At 72.9% G+C, this 20,443-nt stretch carries 22 protein-coding genes; 12 read left to right on the forward strand and 10 right to left on the reverse strand.

All coding sequences use genetic code 11. The features are described 5' to 3' along the window. Nucleotides 1-14 precede the first annotated feature (14 nt). The 3 genes from E4622_RS21055 to E4622_RS21065 are packed head-to-tail and all read right to left on the reverse strand — an operon-like array spanning nucleotide 15 to nucleotide 3,882. The gene (locus tag E4622_RS21055) at nucleotides 15-2,585 is read right to left on the reverse strand and encodes an FtsX-like permease family protein (RefSeq protein ID WP_134742189.1); all 2,571 of its coding nucleotides are present in this window, start codon (nucleotides 2,583-2,585) and stop codon (nucleotides 15-17) included. Continuing rightward, complete coding sequence (locus tag E4622_RS21060) at nucleotides 2,585-3,298, reverse strand: ABC transporter ATP-binding protein (protein ID WP_134742190.1); 714 nt, start codon at nucleotides 3,296-3,298, stop codon at nucleotides 2,585-2,587. The genes E4622_RS21055 and E4622_RS21060 overlap by 1 nt, the downstream gene beginning before the upstream one ends. Then, nucleotides 3,295-3,882: a PadR family transcriptional regulator gene (locus E4622_RS21065; protein ID WP_134742191.1), complete on the reverse strand. Its 588-nt coding sequence runs from the start codon at nucleotides 3,880-3,882 to the stop codon at nucleotides 3,295-3,297. The genes E4622_RS21060 and E4622_RS21065 overlap by 4 nt, the downstream gene beginning before the upstream one ends. 137 nt (nucleotides 3,883-4,019) lie before the next feature. On the opposite strand from E4622_RS21065, the gene E4622_RS21070 reads away from it, so the two are divergent. The 5 genes from E4622_RS21070 to E4622_RS21090 are packed head-to-tail and all read left to right on the forward strand — an operon-like array spanning nucleotide 4,020 to nucleotide 8,726. Then, entirely contained in the window at nucleotides 4,020-5,975 is a 1,956-nt protein-coding gene (locus E4622_RS21070) for an NAD-binding protein (RefSeq protein ID WP_167736184.1), read from the forward strand. Between the two features lie 4 nt (nucleotides 5,976-5,979). Beyond that, nucleotides 5,980-6,540: a histidine phosphatase family protein gene (locus E4622_RS21075; RefSeq protein ID WP_134742193.1), complete on the forward strand. Its 561-nt coding sequence runs from the start codon at nucleotides 5,980-5,982 to the stop codon at nucleotides 6,538-6,540. A 31-nt stretch (nucleotides 6,541-6,571) separates the two neighbouring features. Continuing rightward, nucleotides 6,572-7,207 carry a DUF6758 family protein gene (locus tag E4622_RS21080; protein ID WP_134742194.1) on the forward strand — a complete coding sequence of 212 codons (636 nt, stop codon included), beginning with the start codon at nucleotides 6,572-6,574 and terminating at the stop codon, nucleotides 7,205-7,207. Nucleotides 7,208-7,233: 26 nt separating this feature from the next. Beyond that, on the forward strand, nucleotides 7,234-8,112 hold the full coding sequence (locus tag E4622_RS21085) for a PHP domain-containing protein (protein WP_134742195.1): 879 nt from the start codon (nucleotides 7,234-7,236) through the stop codon (nucleotides 8,110-8,112). Further along, complete coding sequence (locus E4622_RS21090; protein WP_134742196.1) at nucleotides 8,109-8,726, forward strand: MarC family protein; 618 nt, start codon at nucleotides 8,109-8,111, stop codon at nucleotides 8,724-8,726. The genes E4622_RS21085 and E4622_RS21090 overlap by 4 nt, the downstream gene beginning before the upstream one ends. Before the next feature lie 31 nt (nucleotides 8,727-8,757). Here the strand turns inward: E4622_RS21090 and E4622_RS21095 are convergent, their stop codons facing one another. Then, nucleotides 8,758-9,519 (reverse strand): SDR family oxidoreductase, encoded by a 762-nt coding sequence (locus E4622_RS21095; RefSeq protein WP_134742197.1) that lies wholly within the window; start codon nucleotides 9,517-9,519, stop codon nucleotides 8,758-8,760. A gap of 115 nt (nucleotides 9,520-9,634) precedes the next feature. On the opposite strand from E4622_RS21095, the gene E4622_RS21100 reads away from it, so the two are divergent. The 4 genes from E4622_RS21100 to E4622_RS21115 are packed head-to-tail and all read left to right on the forward strand — an operon-like array spanning nucleotide 9,635 to nucleotide 13,493. Continuing rightward, on the forward strand, nucleotides 9,635-10,438 hold the full coding sequence (locus tag E4622_RS21100; protein ID WP_134742198.1) for a ParA family protein: 804 nt from the start codon (nucleotides 9,635-9,637) through the stop codon (nucleotides 10,436-10,438). A 4-nt stretch (nucleotides 10,439-10,442) separates the two neighbouring features. Next, nucleotides 10,443-11,156 carry a L,D-transpeptidase gene (locus E4622_RS21105; protein WP_134742199.1) on the forward strand — a complete coding sequence of 238 codons (714 nt, stop codon included), beginning with the start codon at nucleotides 10,443-10,445 and terminating at the stop codon, nucleotides 11,154-11,156. 55 nt (nucleotides 11,157-11,211) lie between these two features. Then, on the forward strand, nucleotides 11,212-12,390 hold the full coding sequence (locus E4622_RS21110; protein ID WP_134742200.1) for a hypothetical protein: 1,179 nt from the start codon (nucleotides 11,212-11,214) through the stop codon (nucleotides 12,388-12,390). After that, a complete protein-coding gene (locus E4622_RS21115) occupies nucleotides 12,387-13,493 on the forward strand; it encodes a hypothetical protein (RefSeq protein ID WP_134742201.1) in 1,107 nt (368 codons plus the stop codon). The genes E4622_RS21110 and E4622_RS21115 overlap by 4 nt, the downstream gene beginning before the upstream one ends. A 17-nt stretch (nucleotides 13,494-13,510) precedes the next feature. Here the strand turns inward: E4622_RS21115 and E4622_RS21120 are convergent, their stop codons facing one another. The 3 genes from E4622_RS21120 to E4622_RS21130 are packed head-to-tail and all read right to left on the reverse strand — an operon-like array spanning nucleotide 13,511 to nucleotide 15,604. Continuing rightward, nucleotides 13,511-13,894, reverse strand: coding sequence for a hypothetical protein (locus tag E4622_RS21120; protein ID WP_134742202.1), 384 nt, complete (start codon nucleotides 13,892-13,894; stop codon nucleotides 13,511-13,513). Between the two features lie 28 nt (nucleotides 13,895-13,922). Next, entirely contained in the window at nucleotides 13,923-14,159 is a 237-nt protein-coding gene (locus E4622_RS21125; RefSeq protein WP_134742203.1) for a hypothetical protein, read from the reverse strand. Nucleotides 14,160-14,191: 32 nt separating this feature from the next. Next, the gene (locus tag E4622_RS21130) at nucleotides 14,192-15,604 is read right to left on the reverse strand and encodes a DEAD/DEAH box helicase (RefSeq protein WP_245156138.1); all 1,413 of its coding nucleotides are present in this window, start codon (nucleotides 15,602-15,604) and stop codon (nucleotides 14,192-14,194) included. 229 nt (nucleotides 15,605-15,833) lie between these two features. Here E4622_RS21130 and E4622_RS21135 point away from each other — a divergent pair, with 229 nt between their 5' ends. Continuing rightward, nucleotides 15,834-16,547: a ferritin-like fold-containing protein gene (locus E4622_RS21135; RefSeq protein WP_134742205.1), complete on the forward strand. Its 714-nt coding sequence runs from the start codon at nucleotides 15,834-15,836 to the stop codon at nucleotides 16,545-16,547. 126 nt (nucleotides 16,548-16,673) lie between these two features. Here E4622_RS21135 and E4622_RS21140 read toward each other — a convergent pair whose 3' ends face one another. The 3 genes from E4622_RS21140 to E4622_RS21150 all read right to left on the reverse strand — a co-directional run bounded on the left by E4622_RS21140 (nucleotide 16,674) and on the right by E4622_RS21150 (nucleotide 17,914). Beyond that, nucleotides 16,674-16,967: a hypothetical protein gene (locus E4622_RS21140; protein WP_134742206.1), complete on the reverse strand. Its 294-nt coding sequence runs from the start codon at nucleotides 16,965-16,967 to the stop codon at nucleotides 16,674-16,676. A 111-nt stretch (nucleotides 16,968-17,078) separates the two neighbouring features. Then, nucleotides 17,079-17,300: a DUF3107 domain-containing protein gene (locus E4622_RS21145; RefSeq protein ID WP_134742207.1), complete on the reverse strand. Its 222-nt coding sequence runs from the start codon at nucleotides 17,298-17,300 to the stop codon at nucleotides 17,079-17,081. Nucleotides 17,301-17,326: 26 nt separating this feature from the next. Further along, nucleotides 17,327-17,914 (reverse strand): TetR/AcrR family transcriptional regulator, encoded by a 588-nt coding sequence (locus E4622_RS21150; RefSeq protein ID WP_134742253.1) that lies wholly within the window; start codon nucleotides 17,912-17,914, stop codon nucleotides 17,327-17,329. A 238-nt stretch (nucleotides 17,915-18,152) separates the two neighbouring features. Here E4622_RS21150 and moeZ point away from each other — a divergent pair, with 238 nt between their 5' ends. Together moeZ and E4622_RS21160 are read left to right on the forward strand one after the other, a co-directional pair. Then, nucleotides 18,153-19,370 (forward strand): adenylyltransferase/sulfurtransferase MoeZ, encoded by a 1,218-nt coding sequence (gene moeZ / locus E4622_RS21155; protein WP_134742208.1) that lies wholly within the window; start codon nucleotides 18,153-18,155, stop codon nucleotides 19,368-19,370. Between the two features lie 139 nt (nucleotides 19,371-19,509). Further along, nucleotides 19,510-20,394: a hypothetical protein gene (locus tag E4622_RS21160; protein WP_134742209.1), complete on the forward strand. Its 885-nt coding sequence runs from the start codon at nucleotides 19,510-19,512 to the stop codon at nucleotides 20,392-20,394. Nucleotides 20,395-20,443 lie beyond the last annotated feature (49 nt).

The raw sequence follows: 20,443 nt of genomic DNA on the forward strand, positions 1-20,443 counted from the left end.
CCGTCACGTGGGCCTCACCCGGTCCGCCTCGTCAGGGAGAGTCGGGTCGGCGTGACGAGCCAGCCCACGGCCGTCGAGAGCAGCGGCACACCGACCACGACGACAGCCAGGCCGGCCCAGGGCACCGGGGTCCCCGGGGTGCCGACCAGCTGCAGCAGGCTCGCGCCTCCGGCCGAGCCGAGCAGCAGCCCGAGACCGGCGCCGAGGCAGCCGATCGCCAGCGCCTGGCCGGCGCTCGTGGCGCGCCGTGTCCAGGGCGGCGCGCCGACCGCCGCCAGGGTGGCTGCGTCGCCGCGGCCCTCGGAGGCGGAGAGAGCCACGATCATCCCGACGACCAGGCAGGTCGCGAGCAGGACGCCCCCGGCGCCCCCCAGCACCAGGCGGGGGTCGACGGGGCCCTGCGGCTCGTCCCCGTCGGCGTAGATCCCGTAGAACGCCAGCCGGTCCAGCGACTCCCGGTCGAGCTCGTGGTCGGCGTGCAGGAAGGCGCTCGTCGGCGCGCCCCGCAGCCCGAGCCCGGCCGCGGTCTCCGGGGAGATCCACACCGAGCTCGGCATCGCGAGGAAGCCCGGCCGGACCCGCACGGCGGGGATCCGCTCGTCGAGCACGCGGTCGCGGCGCGGTCCGGCCACGATCCGCACCTGACCCTCGCGCAGCGAGCTCGGCCCCACCACCAGGGCCTTGCCGTCGGCGAGGTCTCGTTGGGCGGAGTCCGGCAGTCCCATCGCCTCGAGGAACTCGTCGTCCACGATCTGGTAGGTGCCGCCCCGGTGGTCGCCCACCGGGCGGCGTCCGAGGCGCGCCTCCTGGGCGACGACGATGCCGTCCGCGCCCACGATCTCGGCGGCAGCCGTGCGCACCCGGGCGAGGGTCTCGGGGTCGCGGAGCTGGCCGGGCGAGAGGTAGAGCTCGGCGGTGCCGGAGGGCACCAGCGGCTCGTCGACCTCCTGCAGCGCCGCGTTGGCGGAGACCCCGAAGCCGGCGAAGACGGCCCCGGTCACGACGATGCCGATGCCGAGCACGGCCGCGGTCGTGCGGCCACGGTGCCGCGCGACGTCGCGCACGGCCAGGCGCCACGGCAGCCAGCCCCGGTCGGTGCGTGCCCCGAGGAGGTCGACCGCGAACGGCGTCGCCAGGACCACCCCGACGAGGAGCACCAGCGCGCTCAGGGCGCCCGCCACCACCGGCATCGTCGACGGCGACGCCACGTCCGGGGCGAACGCGCGCGAGATCCACCAGCCGCTCAGCACGAGCCCGACCACGCCCGTGGTCATGAGTGCCAGCGAGGGACCGCGCAGCCGGCCGCCTCGACGCCGGCGGGAACCGGCCGCGATGTGGCCGTCGAGGGACTCCGACGCGGTCATCCGACCGACGCCCCAGGCGGGGATGGCTGCCGCCGCGACCGCGGACGCCACGCCTAGCAGCGCGACGGCGACGAGCGTGCCCACCGAGAACGAGTAGTCCTGCAGCCTCTGGCCGGCCAGGGACGCGATCGGGCCGCGGCCCACCAGCAGGGCGAGCAGACCGGCGCCGGTGCCGAGCACCGCGGCCCCGACCCCGATCCACACGCCTTGGGCCAGCACCGTGCGTCGTACGTCGGACGGGGTGCCGCCGGAGGCCATCACCAGGCCGAGGGTGCGGCTCTGGCGACGAGCGCCGACGGCGAAGGCGGAGCCGACGAGGACCAGCACCTCGACCAGGCCGAGCCCGATGACCAGCGCCCCGGTGGCCACGGCGGCAGGGTCGACGGGCGACGGCAGCGGCTGCTCGAGCCCCCAGGCGTCAGGGTGCGCCGTGGCGTCACGCAGCTGCGCCGAGATCCCGTGGTCGGCCAGCTCCGCCTGCAGCGCCCGGCTCTCCTTGCTCGTGAGCTCCGGCAGGTCGACCAGGTAGCGCACCGAGGGCAGCGCGTCCGTGCGACCGTCGAGCCGCACGGGTGCCAGCACCAGGGGTGAGGAGTCGCTGAAACGGTCCGGGTCCGGCTCGAGGACGCCGACGACGGCGAGGTCGCCGCGGGTGGTCCGCAGGGCGGCGTCGTCGGCGAGGGTGCCGTCGTCGACCAGGCCCAGCTCGTCGGCGAGGAGCCGGCTGACCGCCACCTCGTCCTCGGAGGCGGGAGCCCGCCCCGACTCCAGCGTCGCCAGGCCCCGCGTCAGCGGGTCGTCGAGGTCGAGGACGTCGGCGGCCAGCCGACCGCCGATCGCCAGCGGCACGGTGACGTCACCGATGCGGGTCACCCGCGAGCCCTCGGGAAGCAGCGCGGCGACGTCGACCCCGGTCGCGTCGCGCTCGACGTCCTGGGCACGGGGCGGGGCGCTCCACTCGACGTACCGACCGCGGTCCATCGTCCGCACCCGCACGCGCGGGTGCGGGGTGACCTCGAGCGCGGCGTCGGCGGCGCCCAGGAAGCGGGCCGTCGTGTTGGGGGAGTAGTAGTCGGTCGTGGCGGTCACCGTCGAGACCACGACGGCCACCGCCACGGGGAGCGCGACGAGCACGGTCACGACGACGGTGCGCAACGGGTGCTGCACGAGGTCGCGCCAGGCCATGCGCAGGGCGGGGCGCCAGCGCGCCAGCCGGGCCATCACGCGCCCGTCAGGAGGGACTCGGCGGCCGGCCGCGCGCCGGTGTCGTCCACCGCGGCGCCGTCGCGCAGGAACACGATCCGGTCGGCCCAGGCGGCATGGGCCGCATCGTGGGTCACCAGGAGCGTCGCCACCCCGGCGGCGCACCGGTCCCGCAGCAGCCGCATGACCTGCTCGCCGGTCTCGGAGTCGAGGGCCCCGGTGGGCTCGTCGGCGAGGATCAACGAGCGCTCGCCGACCACCGCGCGGGCGATCGCCACCCGCTGCTGCTGCCCGCCGGACATGTCCGCCGGCAGCCGGTCGGCCAGCTCGGCCAGGCCCACCTCGGCCAGCGCCGCCTCCGCCGAGGCGCGCGCGGGACGTCGCCGTACGCCGTCCAGCTCGAGGGGCAGCGAGACGTTCTCGGCCGCGGTGAGCGACGGGATCAGGTTCAGGTCCTGGAAGACGTAGCCGACCTTGTGCCGTCGCAGCCGCGCCAGCTCCTTGGGACTGAGGTCGCCGAGCTCGACGCCGTCGACCTTGACGCTGCCGGCGGTGGCCCGGTCGAGCCCGCCGGCGAGGTTGAGCAAGGTCGACTTGCCGGAGCCGCTGGGACCCATCACCGCGACGAGCTCGCCGGCCGCCACGTGGATGGTCAGTCCGCGCAGCGCGTGCACGGCGGCGTTGCCGTGGCCGTGGATGCGGTCCACGTGGAGCAGGTCGAGGGCGTTCATCGGGCGCGCTCCTCGGTCGACTCGAGCGCGGCGTCGTCCTCGACGACGGGAGGACGGGTGCGCCCGGAGGCGGCCGCCTTGAGCAGGGCGCCCTCGCAGTGGTCGAGCCAGCGCAGCTCGGCCTCCGCGGAGAACCGGAGGTGGTCCAGCACGAGTGACCAGGCGAGCCCGGCGTCGTCGCCCGGCTCCTGCTTGAGCCGGGTGAGGTCCTGCAGGCGGCGCATCGTCGCCACGCGCTGCGTCTGGACGATGGCCTGCACGTCGAGGCCCGGGGTCGTGGAAGCCAGCGCGAGCTTGATCGCCAGCTCGTCGCGCGGCCGGTCCGCGTGCGTGACCGGCTTGGCGAACCACTCGCCGAGGGTGCTCACCCCCGCAGCGGTGAGCGCGTAGCGCTGACGACCCTCGTCGTCGGTGGCCTGGGGCTCGATCAGCCCGTCGCGCTCCAGCCGGGTGAGCGTGGAGTAGACCTGGCCGATGTTGAGGGGCCAGGTGGACCCGGTGGCGTGCTCGAACTCCGCGCGGAGCTGGTAGCCGTACATGGGGCCGTGCCGCAGCAGGGCGAGGAGACCGTGGGGGATGCTCATGGATACGGAGTATGCATACCGAGTATCCATGTGACAAGCGACGCGCCGCGAGTGTCGTCAAAGCACCTCCCCGGCCCCCCGATCTGCGCGACGATGGCGCGCCGGTTCCTCCGGCACCGAGACACAGGGGGTGGCGGATGGCACGGACCGGACAGCAGCTGCGCGCGCGCACGGCGAAGGCGATCTCGACGGGGGGGTCGGGCACCCGCACGACCACCACCCCGCGGTCGGACCTGGGCGACCGGCTGCGCTACCGGTTCGACAACAGCATGTCGCGCGGCACGCCGGCGCTGATCGCCTGGCTCACCGTCGCGACCGTCGTGCTGATCGTCGTGTTCTCGGTGTTCGTCACCGTGCTCGGGCTGCGCCCGGACTCTGATGCGCCGGGTGGCTTCCTGCACGAGATGTTCTACAGCCTGCTGCACGCGCTGGACCCGGGGACGATCGGTGGCGACGACCCCAGCTCCTGGCGGTTCGTGCTCACGATGCTGGCGCTGACCATCGCCGGCCTCTTCATCGTGAGCGCCCTCATCGGCGTGATCGCCGCCGGCATCGACACCAAGCTGGCCGACCTGCGTCGCGGCCGCTCGATCGTCCTGGAGCAGGACCACACGGTGATCCTGGGCTGGTCGGACTCGATCTACACGATCATCAGCGAGCTGACGCTGGCCAACGAGAGCCGTCGCAAGCCGGTCATCGTGATCCTGGCCGACCGCGACAAGGTGGACATGGAAGACGACGTCGCCGCCAAGGTCCCCGACCTGCGCGGCACTCGCGTCATCTGCCGCTCCGGCTCGCCGATGGACATCGACGACCTGGCGCTGAGCAGCCACACCAGTGCGCGCTCGGTCATCCTGCTCGCCCCCGAGACCTCCGAGGACCCCGACAGCGAGGTCATCAAGACGCTGCTCGCGCTGACCCACGGGGGAGCCGACGGCCCCAACATCGTGGCCGAGATCCGCAACCCCACCAACCTCGAGGCCGCCCGCCTGGTCGGCGCCGACCGCACCGTCCTGCTGGACATCCGCGAGACCGTGGCCAAGCTCGTCGTGCAGACCTCGCGCCAGTCCGGTGCGGCGGCGGTCTACACCGAGCTCTTCGACTACGACGGCGACGAGATCTACTTCCTGGAGCACCACGACCTCGGCGCGCAGACCTACGGCGACGCGGTGCTCGCCTTCGAGAAGGCCTCGGTCATCGGGCTGATCGAGGACGGCGTCCCGACCCTCAACCCGCCCGCGGACACGCTCGTGGGCAACCGCACGCTGGTCGTCGTCGCCGAGGACGACGCCGGGCTGGAGCACGAGGGCCGCACGCTCACGCGGCCCGACCTGTCCGCGCTCGGCACGGCGGTCCCCAGCGAGGAGCAGCCGACCCACGGCGTGCTCATCGGGTGGAACGAGCGCGCCCCGATCGTGCTCCGCGAGCTCGACCACTACGCGCCCGCCGGCTCCACGCTGACCGTCCTCACGTCGTTCGGCACCCCGGTCGTGCCGGAGCTGGACCACCTCGCGGTCACCGTGGTCGGCGCCTCGACCACGGACCGCGCGACCCTGGAGACCCACGTGGTCGACGGCCTCGACCAGGTCATCGTGCTCTGCTACTCCGACCACCTCGGCGTCCAGGCCGCCGACGCCCGCACGCTGGTCACGCTGCTCCACGTGCGCGACATCCTCGGCCGGATCGGCTCGGCTACCCCGGTCGTCACCGAGATGCTCGACGACCGCAACCGCGTGCTGGCCCAGGTCGCCCACGTCGACGACGTGGTCGTCAGCGGCGAGATCGTCAGCCTGCTCGTGACCCAGCTCTCCGAGGACCGCCGGCTCGAGGCGGTGTTCGGCCAGCTGCTGGGCGACGAGGGCAGCGAGATCTACCTGCGGCCCGCCGAGTGGTACGTCCAGCCGGGCCTCGAGGTCACCTACGCCACCGTCGTCGCGGGCGCCTCCGCGCGGGGCGAGACGGCGCTGGGCTACCGGTCCCTGTCGCTCGGCGAGGAGGACGTGGCAGGCTTCGGTGTCGTGGTCAACCCCGCGAAGTCCCAGACCTTCACCGTCCAGGACGGCGACCGCGTCGTCGTCCTCGCCGAGACCTGAGCCGATGCCCCACGAGCTGTGGCTGGTCCGGCACGGACCGACCGAGTGGAGCGAGAACGGTCGCCACACGTCGGTGACCGACCTGCCCCTGCTGCCGCACGGCGAGGAGCTGGCCCGCACCCTGGCCGAGCCGCTGGCGCAGCAGGACTTCGCGCTGGTGCTGACCAGCCCGCGCCAGCGGGCCCGGCGCACGGCGGAGCTGGCCGGCTTCGCGCACGCCGAGCCCGACGAGGACCTCGTCGAGTGGGCCTACGGCGACTACGAGGGCGTGACCACCCCCGAGATCCGCGAGACGGTGCCCGACTGGACCGTGTGGACGCACCCGTGTCCCGGCGGCGAGACCGCCGACGAGGTGGGCGCCCGGCTGGACCGGATCGTGGCGCGCGCCGAGCACGCCGAGGGCCGGACCCTGGTCTTCGCCCACGGGCACTCGCTGCGGGTGCTGACCGCGCGGTGGCTCGGGCTGCCGGTCGTCGACGGGCGGCTGTTCCGGTTGGACACCGCCACCGTGTCGGTCCTCGGCCACGAGCGGGAGAACCCGGTCGTCCTGCGCTGGAACTCTTGACCGCGCCGCGGTTCGCCACCACCGTGGTCCCATGTCCCTGTCCTCGGGCTGCCCCCGCTGCCCCGCGCCGGTGCTCCACACGGACGGCCGCTGGAGCTGCCCCGACCACGGCGAGGTCGCGCCCCTGTGGCGCCCCGACGAGGCGACGTACGACGCGTTCGGCGACCACCTCCTCGCCGCCGACGGCTTCCCGACGCTGACCTGCTGGCCGCTTGGGCCGGGCTGGAGCGTCACCGACTTCGCCGTCGTCGGGGCGGAGCCCGGCCGGACGCGCGCCACGATGAGCTGCATCTCCGGCACCAGTGCCCAGGACGGGCCCGTCGACGTGATCGTGGTGACCGAGGAGCCCGGGACCGGCCTGGGCGCCCGGGTCGCCGGCACCCGCCACGACGACCCCGGCGACGAGGTCGGCGAGGGCCCGCCGATGGTCAAGATCCGCGTCGACCACCAGCCGCTGTCGCTGTGGCCGGTGTCGACGAGCGACGGCTCGCAGGAGTGGGACCGCTCCGTCGTCGCCGGCGAGGCCGGCGGCCGGTGGCTGTGGCTGGTCCTGCGCCCCGCGTCCGCGGTGCTGCTGCTGCGACCCGACTGGGTGCTGCGCGACCTCTCCTCGGTCGGTCCGGGGCTGCTGGAGGTGCCCTTCGGGGGTCCGGCGCCCGCGTGGTGAGCCCGCTCACGCCCTAGTCTTCTTGGGTGCGCATCGACCTCCACACCCACTCCCGGGCCAGCGACGGGACCGACACCCCGGCCGAGCTGGTGCGCGCCGCCTCCGGTGCCGGGCTGGACGTCGTGGCGATCACCGACCACGACACCGCCACCGGCTGGGCCGAGGCAGAGGAGACCGCCCGGGAGGTCGGGATCGAGCTGGTGCGCGGCATGGAGGTCAGCACCCGTCACCAGGGCGCGGGCGTCCACATGCTGGCCTACCTGCCCGACCCCACGCACCCCGGGCTCGAGCAGGCGCTGGCCAAGATCCTCGCCGGTCGCAACTCCCGGGTGCCCGCGATGCTGGAGCGGCTGCGGACCCACGGCATCGCCATCCAGGCCCAGGACGTGCGCCGGGTCTCCCCGGGCACCGCGGCCACCGGCCGCCCCCACGTCGCCGACGCGCTCGTCGAGCTGGGGGTCGTGTCCGACCGCACCGAGGCGTTCCGCCAGTGGCTCAACCCCGGCCGTCCGGCCTACGTCGACCGCTACGCCGCCTCGCTCCTCGACGTCATGGCGGTCGTCGCGCAGGCCGGGGGAGTGAGCGTGATCGCGCACCCCTGGGGCCGGCACGGTCCCGACCAGCCCGACGAGGCCGAGATCGCCGCGCTGGCACAGGCCGGGCTCGCCGGCCTCGAGGTCGACCACCAGGACCACGGCGCCGACGACCGCTGCCGGCTGCGCGCGATCGCCCGCAACCTGGGGCTGGTGGTCACCGGCTCCAGCGACTACCACGGCACGGGCAAGCGCGACCACGACCTCGGCGTCAACACCACCGCCCCGGAGGAGTACGCCCGCCTGCTCGAGCTCGCCGCGGCCGCCGCGCAGCGCTCGGGGCGCGCCACGCCGCAGGTCCTGCGCCCGTGAGCAGCGTCCTGGACACCGTGCTGTTCGTCGAGGTGTTCGTGACCCTCTTCGTGATCATGGACCCCGTCGGCACGGTCCCGATCTTCCTGTCCCTGACCGGGGGGCGGTCGCCGGCCTCGGCCCGCCGCGCCGCGTGGCAGGCGGTGGCCGTGTCGTTCTTCGTGATCACGGTCTTCGCGTTCTTCGGCCAGCAGATCCTGGAGTACCTCCACATCTCGCTGCCCGCCCTCCAGTGCGCCGGCGGGCTGCTGCTGCTCCTGGTGGCGCTGGAGCTGCTCACCGGCAACGAGAAGGAGCCCACCGCCCAGGTCGGCACCAACGTGGCGCTGGTCCCGCTCGGCACCCCGCTGCTCGCCGGCCCCGGCGCCATCGTGGCCACGATGCTCTTCACCCGCGAGGTCGACAGCGTCCCCACGTTCGTCGCGGTCGCTCTCGGCGTGGTCCTGGTCCACGCCAGCCTGTGGGCGGCGATGCGCTACTCGCTGCCGATCCTGCGGCTGATCCGCGAGAGCGGCGTCCTGCTGGTGACCCGGATCGCCGGGCTGCTGCTCTCCGCGATCGCCGTGCAGCTGGTGGCCGACGCGGTGCGCGCGTTCATCAACGGCGAGGGCTGAGCCCGCTCGGCGCTTGGGCTGGGCCCTGGGCTCAGCGGCGGCCCATCGACTGGTAGGCCTGGAGCGCCCGGGTCGGGACCAGCTTGGTCATGGCGACGACCGTCCGGTACTGCGCGCCCGGGATGGAGTAGGTCCGGCCCTTGTCGAAGTCCTTGAGCGCCTTGGTCACCAGGAAGTCGGCGTCGAGCCACATGAAGCCCGGCGCCGAGCCGCGCCCGACGTCCATCCGCTCGTGGAACTCGGTCTTGGTGAAACCAGGGCACAGCGCCATCACGCTCACGCCCTGCGGGCGGTACTCGTTGGCGGCCCACTCGCTGAAGCTGTTGACCCACGCCTTGGCCGCCGCGTAGGTCCCGCGCGGGAGGAACGCCGCCACGCTGGACACGTTGATCACGCCGCCGTGACCGCGCTCGGCCATCGGGGCGAGTGCGGCGTGCGTCAGCCTCAGGACCGCGGTCACCAGCACCTCCAGCATCGCGGTCTCGGAGTCGACGTCGTTGTCGAGGAAGCGGCCCTTGAGCCCGAAGCCGGCGTTGTTGACCAGCAGGTCCACGGGCCGGTCCGGGTCGCCCAGCCGCGCCTCGACCTGCGCCAGCTGGTCGCGGTCGCCCAGGTCGGCCGGCAGCACCTCGACCTGCACGCCGTACCGCTCGGTGATCTCGGCGGCCACGGACTCCAGGCGCTCCCGGTCGCGGGCCACGAGCACCAGGTCGTGGCCGCGGGCGGCGAGCTGGTGGGCGAAGGCGTGGCCGATGCCGGCGGTGGGGCCGGTGACGAGCGCGGTGCGTGACATGACGCCAGTAAAACAGCCCCGCCCGGCGCAGGTGCCGGGCCGTGCGGGGGCACCCGATGACGCACCGCGCCCGGGTGCCCCACCCGCGCGCCCCGGTCCGGCATGATGGACCCCGATGACCAAGCAGCGCACCACCGTCCTCGCGGTCGCCAACCAGAAGGGCGGCGTCGCCAAGACGACCTCGGTCGCCTCCATCGGCGCGGCCCTGGCGGAGCTCGGCCAGAAGGTGCTGCTCGTCGACCTCGACCCGCAGGCGTGCCTGACGTTCTCGCTGGGCATCGACCCCGAGGACCTCGAGCTGTCGGTCCACCAGGTGCTCACGAAGGGCCTGGACCCCACCGAGGTGATCCTGGCGACCGAGGACGGCGTCGACCTGCTGCCGGCGACCATCGAGCTGGCCCGCGCCGAGGCCGACCTGCTGACCCGCACCGGACGCGAGCATGTCGTGCGCGGCGTGATCGAGGACCTCGCCGACAAGGGCGCCGGCTACGACTGGGTCCTGCTCGACTGCCCGCCCTCGCTGGGGGTCCTCACGGTGGCCGCGCTGACCGCCGCGGACGGCGTGCTCATCCCGCTGCAGTGCGAGACGCTGTCCCACCGCGGCGTCGGCCAGCTGCTCGACACCGTCCACGACGTGCGCCGCTTCACCAACAAGGACCTGGCGGTCTGGGGCGTGCTGCCCACGCTCTACGACGGTCGCACCACCCACTCCCGCACGGTGCTGGAGACGATCTCGGAGACCTACGACCTGGAGGTCGTGGAGCCCCCGATCCCCAAGACCATCAAGTTCGCGGAGGCGCCCGCCGCCGGCCGCTCGATCCTGTCCACGAGCCGCTCCAGCAAGGGCGCGAAGGCCTACCGCGAGGTCGCCGCCAACCTCGTCACGCGCAGCCGGCGCCCGAAGCGCGCGAAGCGGTGACCGCGTGAGCAGGCACCGCGCCCCGGTCCGGCCCCGCTACGGGCGGATGGCGATCCTGGGGTCCTCCCTGGCGGTCACGCTCATCGCGGTCCTCGGAGGCACCGGGGTGCTGCCCTCGACCGCCGACGACACCCCTCAGGACCTGGTCGGCGACATCGCCGGCCTGACCGACGACACCTCGGCGATGCCGGCGCAGACGTCCTCGCCCAGCCCCCTGGAGGAGCCCGACGCCGTCTCCGCGCCCGCCGGCAACGCCGACACCGACGACGCATCGGCCACCGAGGTGCGCTCGGAGGCGAAGGCGCGCGAGAAGGCGCTCCCGCCCGGCTCCGGCCAGGGCAAGCGCGTCGTCTTCAGCGAGAGCCGCCAGCGCGTGTGGCTCGTCGACGGCGAGGACCGGGTCGTCCGCACCTACCTGGTCTCGGGCAGCGCCTACGACAACCTCGATCCCGGCACGTTCGAGGTCTACTCCCGCTCCGAGGACGCCGTCGGCATCGACGACTCCGGCACCATGAAGTACTTCGTCCGGTTCACCGAGGGCGACGCCGGTGCGGCCATCGGCTTCCACGACATCCCCGTCGACGACGGCAAGCGCGTCCAGACCTTCCGGCAGCTCGGCACCCCGCTCTCCCACGGCTGCATCCGCCAGCGCCGCTCCGACGCGATCCGGCTCTGGAACTTCGCGCCCCTCGGCACCACGGTCGTCGTCACGACCTGATCACCCCCTGGGCCACTGAGTTTCGCGGCGTCGCACGCGGGGCACGGTGCTGCCCATGGATCACGAGAGTTCGGTCGAGCCGGATGCTGCGGCGGAACCCACCGAGCCCACGGAGCCGGCCCGTCCCGCACCGCCCTGGACCGAGCCGCGGAGCCTGTGGCCGCTCGTGGCCGTGCTGGCGGTGGTCGTCCTCGGGCTCTCGGTCGCGCTGGTCGTGGTGCGCACCGGTGAGGACGACCGGCCCCGGGCCGAGGTCGGCCAGCTCTTCGACGTGCCGTTCGAGGAGGACGCCCTGCCGCACTACGGCGAGGTACTGCTGCCGTGGGCGCGGACGAAGGCCGGGGCCGGCTCCACGCGCGAGGAGCTGCCCGACCTGGTGGGGGCAGAGGCCAACGTGCGAGCGCCGGAGGGTGGCCGTTTCGTGCGGGTCGAGGTGAAGCTGGAGGAGGACTACATCATCCCCTTGTCCTCCATCGGCCGGCCGTACTCGCAGGAGACCGAGGTGGTCCTGCGCGCCGACGGACGCGACTATCCCGTGTCCGGGCGCGACGGGCTCGTCCTCGACCCCAACGGTCCTCTTCAGCAGGGAGGCGCGGTCTGGGTGGCCGTCGACGGTGACCCGAGCGACCTCGAGGTGCGCGTCACCGTCGACGGCGTGACCCAGGTCGTCGACGCCTCCGACGGGTCCGTCGAGAACGGACCGGCGGCTCGCCTCGGCGAGCTCCCCTCCCAGGACGAGCTCCGGGCGATGCCGTCGATCCCGTGCGGCACGCCCGAGCGTCTCGACGACAGCGGGATCAGGGTGGACTACCGCCCCGGCCTGAAGTGCCTCGTGCAGCTGACCCTGCGCACGCCGTACGTCGACGGGCTGGGCTGGGCCGATGAGGGCCGCGAGTTCCTCGTGGTGCACGTCGTCCGCCCCCGCCGCCTGTCCCTGGTCAGCGGACGCGGTGACGCCGCGACGTTCTGGGACGACGACCTGCAGTTCTCGGCACTCCTCGGCGACGCGGAACCGCTCCGTCCGGCCGCGAACGTCAACGACCTCAATGCGGGGTTCTTGAGCATCTCGGACCCCGACGACCCCGACCAGTTCGTCTTCGACGTCGCGGTGGGGGAGCCGACTCCCGGCCTCACCTTCGACTACGAGGGACAGGCCATCGACGGCGAGCCGTTCGTCCAGGAGCGGCGGCCGTTGCACTTCCAGTGGACCATCTCGGGCGGAGACCTCTCATGACGACGACCACCTCCCGCACCGACCCCCGTCGCAGCGACCGCCTCCGGGCGCTGTCCCTGCTGCTGGCGGTGGGGCTCGCCGTGGCCGTCCTGGTCCTCGGCATCATGGTCTGGCGCGCCGCCGCCGGCGGGCCGACGGTCACCGCCGACGTGGGCGAGCAGCTGCCGCTGCGCACGGATGCCTACGGTCACGCCGTGACGGTGCAGCTGCCCGGCAGCCAGGTCACGGTGCAGGTCGGGGCTCCCGTCGAGACCCTCGGCCACGAGCTCATGGAGATCGAGTACGACGACCCGGAGTGGGACGACCAGCAGGACCTGGCCGCCCCCGATGACGGCAGCCTGGTTCCCGTCAGCTGGCGGGTCCAGGCCCTCGGCGGGTTCGCCCGGGAGGACGACCCGAACCCGATCGAGGTCCGGCTGGTCGCGGGCGACCAGCGGGTGGACCTGGCATCGATCGTGATCGGAGACTCCAGCAGCGCCATCCGCGCCAACGACCCGACCTCGGTCGCCGTCGGCATCGAGGGGCGGCCGGGCGCCGAGGACCTCAGGGTCGAGGTCGAGTACGACGGCCTGACCCAGACCGCCGCCGTCGAGTCGGGCGAGATCGACGCCGGGGTCGCCCAGGCGCTGTACGACGGCAACCTCAACTTCACCTCCGGCTGCTCCGAGGTACCGAGCTCGTGCGCGTTCGTCGCCGCGGACCCCGACTCGCCGAGGCGTCCGGGACGGGCGACCTTCACCGCCAGCAACCTCACGCTCTACCCCTACGACACCACACTCGGCTGGGCCGATGAGGGCACGCTGTGGGCCGGCGTCCGCCTCCAGCTCTTCGGCGCGAGCACCGTGGTGAACGCCGCCGGCGACACCTGGTTCCCGAACCGGTCGAGCGCCGTCGCCGTCACGCTGGACGGCGCCGAGCCGGTCCGTCGCGAGGGACTGAAGGCCTCATCGAGCGGCGACTCCGTGGGCCGGGTCGTCTTCCGGGTCGCCGCCGACGCGGCGCCGCGCGAGCTCGTCCTGGACCAGGTCCTCTCGTTGACGGGGGACGGAGTGCAGGGCGACCTGCCGATCCGGGCCCGACTGCCCCTGACCCAGGTCGGGTGAGGCAGTACCACGAGCCCTCAGGGCGCCGCGGGATCCCGGGCGTGCGCCAGCCAGGCGGGTGCGAGGGGCAGCAGCGACAGCGTCACGAGGAGGCCGGCGCCGCTCGCGGACAGGCCGTGGCGCAGGAACCACAGCACGGAGGCCAGCGTCAGCACCGCGACGAGCGTCGCCACCGCCAGGCACCAGGTCCGCTCCCGGTAGGTGTCGACGTACGCGGTGAGCGCCGCCAGGGCGAGCTCGACGCACATCAGGAAGACGAACGGCGTGCTCATCGCGATCCCCGCGATGACCGCCTCGGCCGCCGAGCGGCTGCTGTACTCCTCGTCGTGGACCGTGCGGTAGACCCACCACACCAGGCCCGCCGTGACCGCCGGCGGCAGCCACATCCAGACCGCCGTCAAGCGGGCCCCCCGCATCAGCGGCGCCCGGTCAGCGGGGGAGCTGCGGCTCGGGACGCTCGTAGTCGTCGGGCTCGCGGTCGATCATGAAGTTCGGGTCCTCGTGGATCTTGGCGATGATGTGCTCGACCCACGCCTCGTCCTCGGTCTCGATCTCCCGCTCCGCGAGCTGCTCGCGCAGGTAGGTCGCCAGGTCGGTCTCGCCGCTGGACTTGGCGATCGAGGTCGCGTCGACCGCGGCCTGGAGGTTGGCGTCATAGGTGGCCATCGGGGACTCCCGGAACTCGAGGGGTGAGGGGCTCAGACGGGCTGCGGGGTGGTGTCGCCACCGGTGCCGCCACCGCCGCCGCGCGAACGGCGACGACGGTTGCGGCTGCGCGGGGCGCCCTCGCCCGCGGGGGCGTCGGACGTGCCGGCAGGCGACGCGGGGGCCTCGGTGGTCGTGGTCGCCTCACCCGAGGCGGCCGCGCCGCTGCGGGTGCGGGTCCGGCTGCGGTCACGGTCGCGGTTGCGCGGGGGACGCTCGCCGCTGCCACGGCGGTCGCCGCCGCGGTCTCCGCGGTCCTCGCGGGGCTTGCGCTCCACGGGGGCGGGGTCGACGATGCGGCCCTTCGTGCCCGGGGCGATGCCCTGGTCGTGGTAGAGGTGCTCGGAGGTGGAGTAGGTCTCCTGCGGCTCCTCGAAGGGCAGGTCCAGCGTCTTGTTGATCATCTTCCAGCGGTGCAGGTCCGCCCAGTCGACGAAGGTGATCGCGATGCCGGAGGCGCCGGCGCGGCCGGTGCGGCCGATCCGGTGGACGTAGGTCTTGTCGTCCTCGGGGCAGGTGTAGTTGATGACGTGGGAGACGCCGGCGACGTCGATGCCGCGGGCGGCGACGTCGGTGGCGACGAGCACGCGGATCTTGTCCTCGCGGAACTTGGCCAGCGCCTTCTCACGCGCCACCTGCGCCATGTCACCGTGCAGGGGGCTGGCGCTGAAGCCGCGCTCGGCCAGGTCATCGGCGACGCGCTGGGCCTGGCGCTTGGTGCGGGTGAAGACGATGATCTTGCCGGCGTCCTCGGCCTGCAGGACGCGGCCGATGATCTCGGGCTTGTCGAGGTCGTGGGCCTGGTAGATGAACTGCGCGGTCGCGGGCACCATCGTGGTGTCGTAGGACGACTCCGCGCGGATGTTCATCGGGTGGCGCATGTGGGTGCGGGCCAGCGCCACGATCGCGGCGGGCATGGTGGCCGAGAACAGCATCGTCTGCCGGGTCTCGGGGGTCATGCCCAGCAGGCGCTGGACGTCGGGCAGGAAGCCCAGGTCGAGCATCTCGTCGGCCTCGTCGAGCACGACGGCGTGCACGTGGGACAGGTCGAGGGCCTTGCGGTTGGCGAGGTCGATCAGGCGCCCCGGCGTGCCGACGACGATGTCGACGCCGGACTCGAGGGTGTCGAGCTGGGTGTCGTAGCCGACGCCGCCGTAGACGGTCAGGACCCGCAGGCCGAGGTCCTTGCTGGCGAGGTGCAGGTCGTTGGAGACCTGGAGCGCGAGCTCACGCGTCGGGGCCACGATCAGCGCCTGCGGCTTGCCCTGGGGCAGGTCGGCGTAGGCCGGGTCGGTCGACACGACGCTGCGCTGCAGCACCGGGATGCCGAAGGCGAGGGTCTTGCCGGTGCCCGTGCGGGCCTGGCCGATGAGGTCGGTGCCCATCAGGGCCACCGACAGCGTCATCTCCTGGATGGCGAACGGGGTGGTGATGCCGGCGCGCTCGAGGGCGTCGCAGATCTCGGGCAGGACGCCGAGCTCGCGGAAGGTGGTGGAAGTCAGTGTCTTTCGCTTTCGTGTGGGATCAGCCGGTCAGCCGAGTCGATGTCGGTTGCGGCTAATTCACACGTAGCCGCGCACATACGGGCCGCCTGTGGCGGCACAAGTGCCCCCAGTCTATCGGTAGGGTGCGGCCATGCCCGCATCTCCGGTCGAGCCGACCGACCCCGAGCTCTCGGTGGCGTTCGCCGACCCGGTCTACCGCGAGGCGGTGGTCGACCTGCTGGGCGTCATCGCCTACGGCGAGATCTCGGCGTTCGAGAGGCTCGCCGAGGACTCCAAGCTGGCTCCCAGCCTGCAGGACAAGCTCGAGCTGGCCGAGATGGCGTCGACCGAGCTGCGCAAGGTGGCGCTGCTGCGCGACCGCATCACCGAGCTGGGCGCGGACCCGTTCGCCGCGATGGCGCCGTTCCGCGGGGCGATCGACCTCTTCCACGCCCACACCGCGCCGGCCGACTGGTACGAGGGCCTGGTCAAGGCCTACGTCGGTGACGGGCTGGCCAACGACTTCTACCGCGAGATCGCGGCCTACCTCGACCCCGACACCCGCGACCTGGTCGTGTCCTCGGTCGACACCGCCGGCAACTCGGCGTTCGTGGTCGACCGGGTGCGCGAGGCGATCGTGGCGGACCACCGCCTCGGCGGCCGGCTCGCCCTCTGGGGGCGCCGGCTCATGGGGGAGGCGCTGATCCAGGCGCAGCGCGTCGCCGCCGAGCGCGACGCCCTCACCGCCCTGCTTGCCGGCGGGGTCGACCGACCCGGCCTCGACCTGGCGAGCATCGGGCGGATGTTCACCCGCCTCACCGAGCGCCACGCCGAGCGCATGGCCGACCTCGGCCTCGCCAGCTGAGGGAGGTCGTCCGGCGCGTCGAGACCCGGTGAGCCGAACGACCACCGGATCGGGCGGTCTCTCGTCCTACCGGGTCTCGACGTGCGCTCGCTGGCTGCTCGCTGCTCGACCAGCGGTCCGGTCAGCTCAGCGGTGAGCGGTCCTGCGGCGGCCGGTGACGGTGGCGGCGATCACGACGAGGAGCGCCGCGACGCCGACCTGCCACACGTGGCGCCACCAGTCGACGCCGTTGGTGCAGTCGTTCATGTCGCTGCAGTCGAAGAGTCCGGCGTACAGGTAGCTGCCGATGAGGCAGCCCGCGATGCCGCACAGGATCGTGAGCCAGAGCGGGATGTTGTCGCGGTCCCCGGGGGCCACGAACTTCCCGAGGAGCCCGATGATCGTTCCGGCGACGAGGGTGACGATGATCGTTCCGAGCATGGTGGTGCCTTCCGTTGGTTTGTCTAACGGAAGGCGGTACCCCGGGTCGTCGAAGTCACCCGCGTGAGGGTCCTCACGGGGTCCGGACGTGCCCTGGGGGCGCGGCGCGCCCTAGCTGCGGAAGCCGACGTGGCCGCCGGTGGCGCGGCCGAGCTCGACGTAGGCGATCTTGGCGCCGGGGACGATGATGCGGCGGCCCTTGGTGTCGTCGAGGGCGAAGACGCCGTCGCCGGACAGGGCGTCGGCGACCAGCTTCTCGACCACCTCCGCGGTCTCGTCGGTCTCCACGACCAACTCGCGGGATGCGTACTGAACGCCGATCTTGACCTCCACAGGTCGTCTCCTTCTGCTCGTGCTTCTCAGTGCTCGTCGGTCTTGGGGTAGCCGCGGATGCCGCGCCAGGCGAGGGCGGACACCAGGGCGGCCGCGTCGGTGCGGCCGATGTCGCCGGCCTCGCTGAGCCAGAACCGCGCGCTCACCTGGGCCATTCCCACCAGCGACACGGCCAGCAGCTTGGAGGCCGCGTCGGGCAGGCCGGTGTCGTCGTGGATGACGTGGGCGATCAGGGTGGCGCACTCGGTGGTCACGCGGTCGACGTGCTCGCGCACGGCCGGCTCGTTGGTGAGGTCGGACTCGAAGACCAGCCGGAAGGCGCCGGTGTCGTTGGCGACGTACTCGAAGAACGCGTCGACGGCTGCGCCCACGCGCAGCTTGTTGTCCTGCGTCGACTCCAGCGCGACGCGGCAGTTGTCGATGATCTGGTCGCAGGAGACGTCGAGCAGCGCGAGGTAGAGGTCGAGCTTGCCGGGGAAGTGCTGGTAGAGCACGGGCTTGGAGACGCCGGCGCGCTCGGCGATGTCGTCCATGGCCGCCGCGTGGTAGCCCTGGGCCACGAACACCTCGAGGGCCGACGACAGCAGCTGCGCACGACGCTCGCGTCGCGGCATCCGGGCACCGCGCGGGCGGGGTGCGTCCACGTCGTACTGCCCTGCGCTCACCGTGTGCTCCCTCGTGCTGCTGGTGCTCCGGACATCGGTCCCTGCTGACGCTGGGAGCCTACTCGTTGGCACCTGGTCCGGATGACGGGACGCCGTCGGCCCGGCCGACCACCGGCGAGGGAACATGGCAGGAGGCCCCGGCGTTGGGCCGAGAGCATCCCCACCACCCGCATCGAGGAGTAACCCCGTGAGCTTTCCCGCGCTGGTCGAGCCAGCTGACGAGCTGACCATCGACGAGGTCCGTCGCTACAGCCGGCACCTGATCATCCCCGACGTGGGCATGAGCGGGCAGAAGCGGCTCAAGAACGCCAAGGTGCTGGTCATCGGCGCGGGCGGCCTGGGCAGCCCGGCGCTGCTCTACCTCGCCGCGGCCGGCGTCGGCACGCTCGGCATCGCCGAGTTCGACACCGTCGACGAGTCCAACCTGCAGCGCCAGGTGATCCACGGCGTCAGCGACATCGACAAGCCCAAGGCCCAGTCGGCCAAGGAGTCGATCGCCGAGATCAACCCCTACGTCGAGGTCGTGCTGCACGAGGAGCGCCTCGACAACGACAACGTCATGCAGGTCTTCGAGGGCTACGACCTCATCGTCGACGGCACCGACAACTTCGCGACGCGCTACATGGTCAACGACGCGGCGTACTTCCTGAAGATCCCCTACGTGTGGGGCTCGATCTACCGCTTCGACGGCCAGGCGTCCGTCTTCTGGCCGCACGCCACCGACGAGAGCGGCGAGAGCGTCGACGCGCCCTGCTACCGCTGCCTCTACCCCGAGCCCCCGCCGCCGGGCATGGTCCCTAGCTGCGCCGAGGGCGGCGTGCTCGGCGTCCTGTGCGCCCAGATCGGCTCGATCCAGGTCAACGAGGCCATCAAGGTCCTGACCGGCATCGGTGACCCGGCCGTCGGCAAGCTCGTCATCTACGACGCCCTCGAGCTCGAGTGGCGCAAGCTCAAGGTCCGCAGGGACCCCAACTGCGCGCTGTGCGGCGAGAACGCGACGGTCACCGAGCTCATCGACTACGACGCGTTCTGCGGCGCCATCTCGACCGAGGCCGCCGACGCGGCCGCCGGCTCGACGATCTCGGTCGTCCAGCTCGAGCACATGCTCAAGGAGCGCGAGGAGGGCACCCGCGACTTCGTCCTGGTGGACGTGCGCGAGCCCAACGAGTACGAGATCAACCGGATCCCGGGCTCGGTGCTCATCCCCAAGGGCGAGTTCCTCAACGGCTCCGCCCTGGAGAAGCTGCCCGCCGACAAGCAGGTCGTCATGCACTGCAAGTCCGGCGTCCGCTCCGCGGAGACGCTGGCGATCGTGAAGGGCGCCGGCTACGCCGACGCCGTGCACGTCGGCGGCGGCGTGGTGGCCTGGGTCGACCAGATCGACCCGAGCCAGCCCGCCTACTGAGCCTGCGGCACCGTCCGGGACCTGCGCCCGCGTAGTCATATTTGACTACGCGGGCGTAACCCGTTCGGGGGGTGTGGCGTTGGGCAGGGGGACACCGGCTCTCGGCGTCACCGCCGACCGCACCAGGAGGGTCCCCCCGATGCAGATCGCCACGAAGACCAAGCGCCTCGCCGCTCTGGGCGCCGCCACCGCCAGCACGGCGCTGGCCGCCGCGCTCGTCACCGCCCCCACCGCACAGGCCGCGGACGGCACCGTCGCCTGGGCCCGGGCCGGCAGCGCTGCCATCACGCCCGGTGTGCAGACCAACACCGCGGGCAGCGGGCAGTGCACCGCCAACTTCGTGTTCACCGACGCTGCGGGCGGCGTCTACGTCGGTCAGGCCGCCCACTGCGCCAGCACCGGCGAGGCCACCGACACCGACGGCTGCGTGGCGGCGTCCCTGCCGCTCGGCACCCGGGTCACGTTCAACCGCGGCGGCTCGCTGCTCAGCGCCGGCGACCAGGTCGGCGCCGGCACGCTGGTCTACAGCTCCTGGCTCACCATGCAGGCGCGCGGCGAGTCCGACCCCGACACCTGCGCCTACAACGACTTCGCGCTGGTCAAGGTCGACGCGGCCGACGTCGCCAAGGTCAACCCCAGCATCCCCTTCTGGGGCGGCCCGACCGGCGTCAACACCGCCGGCACCGCCACCGGTGACCGTGTCCACAGCTTCGGCAACTCCGGCATCCGCGCCGGCATCGAGCAGCTCTCGCCCAAGACCGGCGTCAGCCTCGGCACCGACGGCGGCGGCTGGACCCACCCGGTCTACACCGTGACGCCCGGCGTGCCCGGCGACTCCGGCTCGGCGTTCATCGACTCCGAGGGCAAGGCGCTGGGCACCCTGTCCACGCTGGCCCTCGCGCCGCTGCCCGCGTCCAACGGCGTCGGCGACCTGGGCCGCGAGCTGGCCTACGCGCAGCAGTACGGCACCGTCTCCGGGCTGGCCCTCGCTCGGGGCACCGAGCCGTTCTCGCCGGTCCTCTGACCCGTCCGCACCGGGAGGTGCATCGCGTGGCTCCGTCCGCCTCGGTGGA

This window comes from Nocardioides sp. 503, assembly GCF_004522095.1.
GTDB lineage: Bacteria > Actinomycetota > Actinomycetes > Propionibacteriales > Nocardioidaceae > Nocardioides.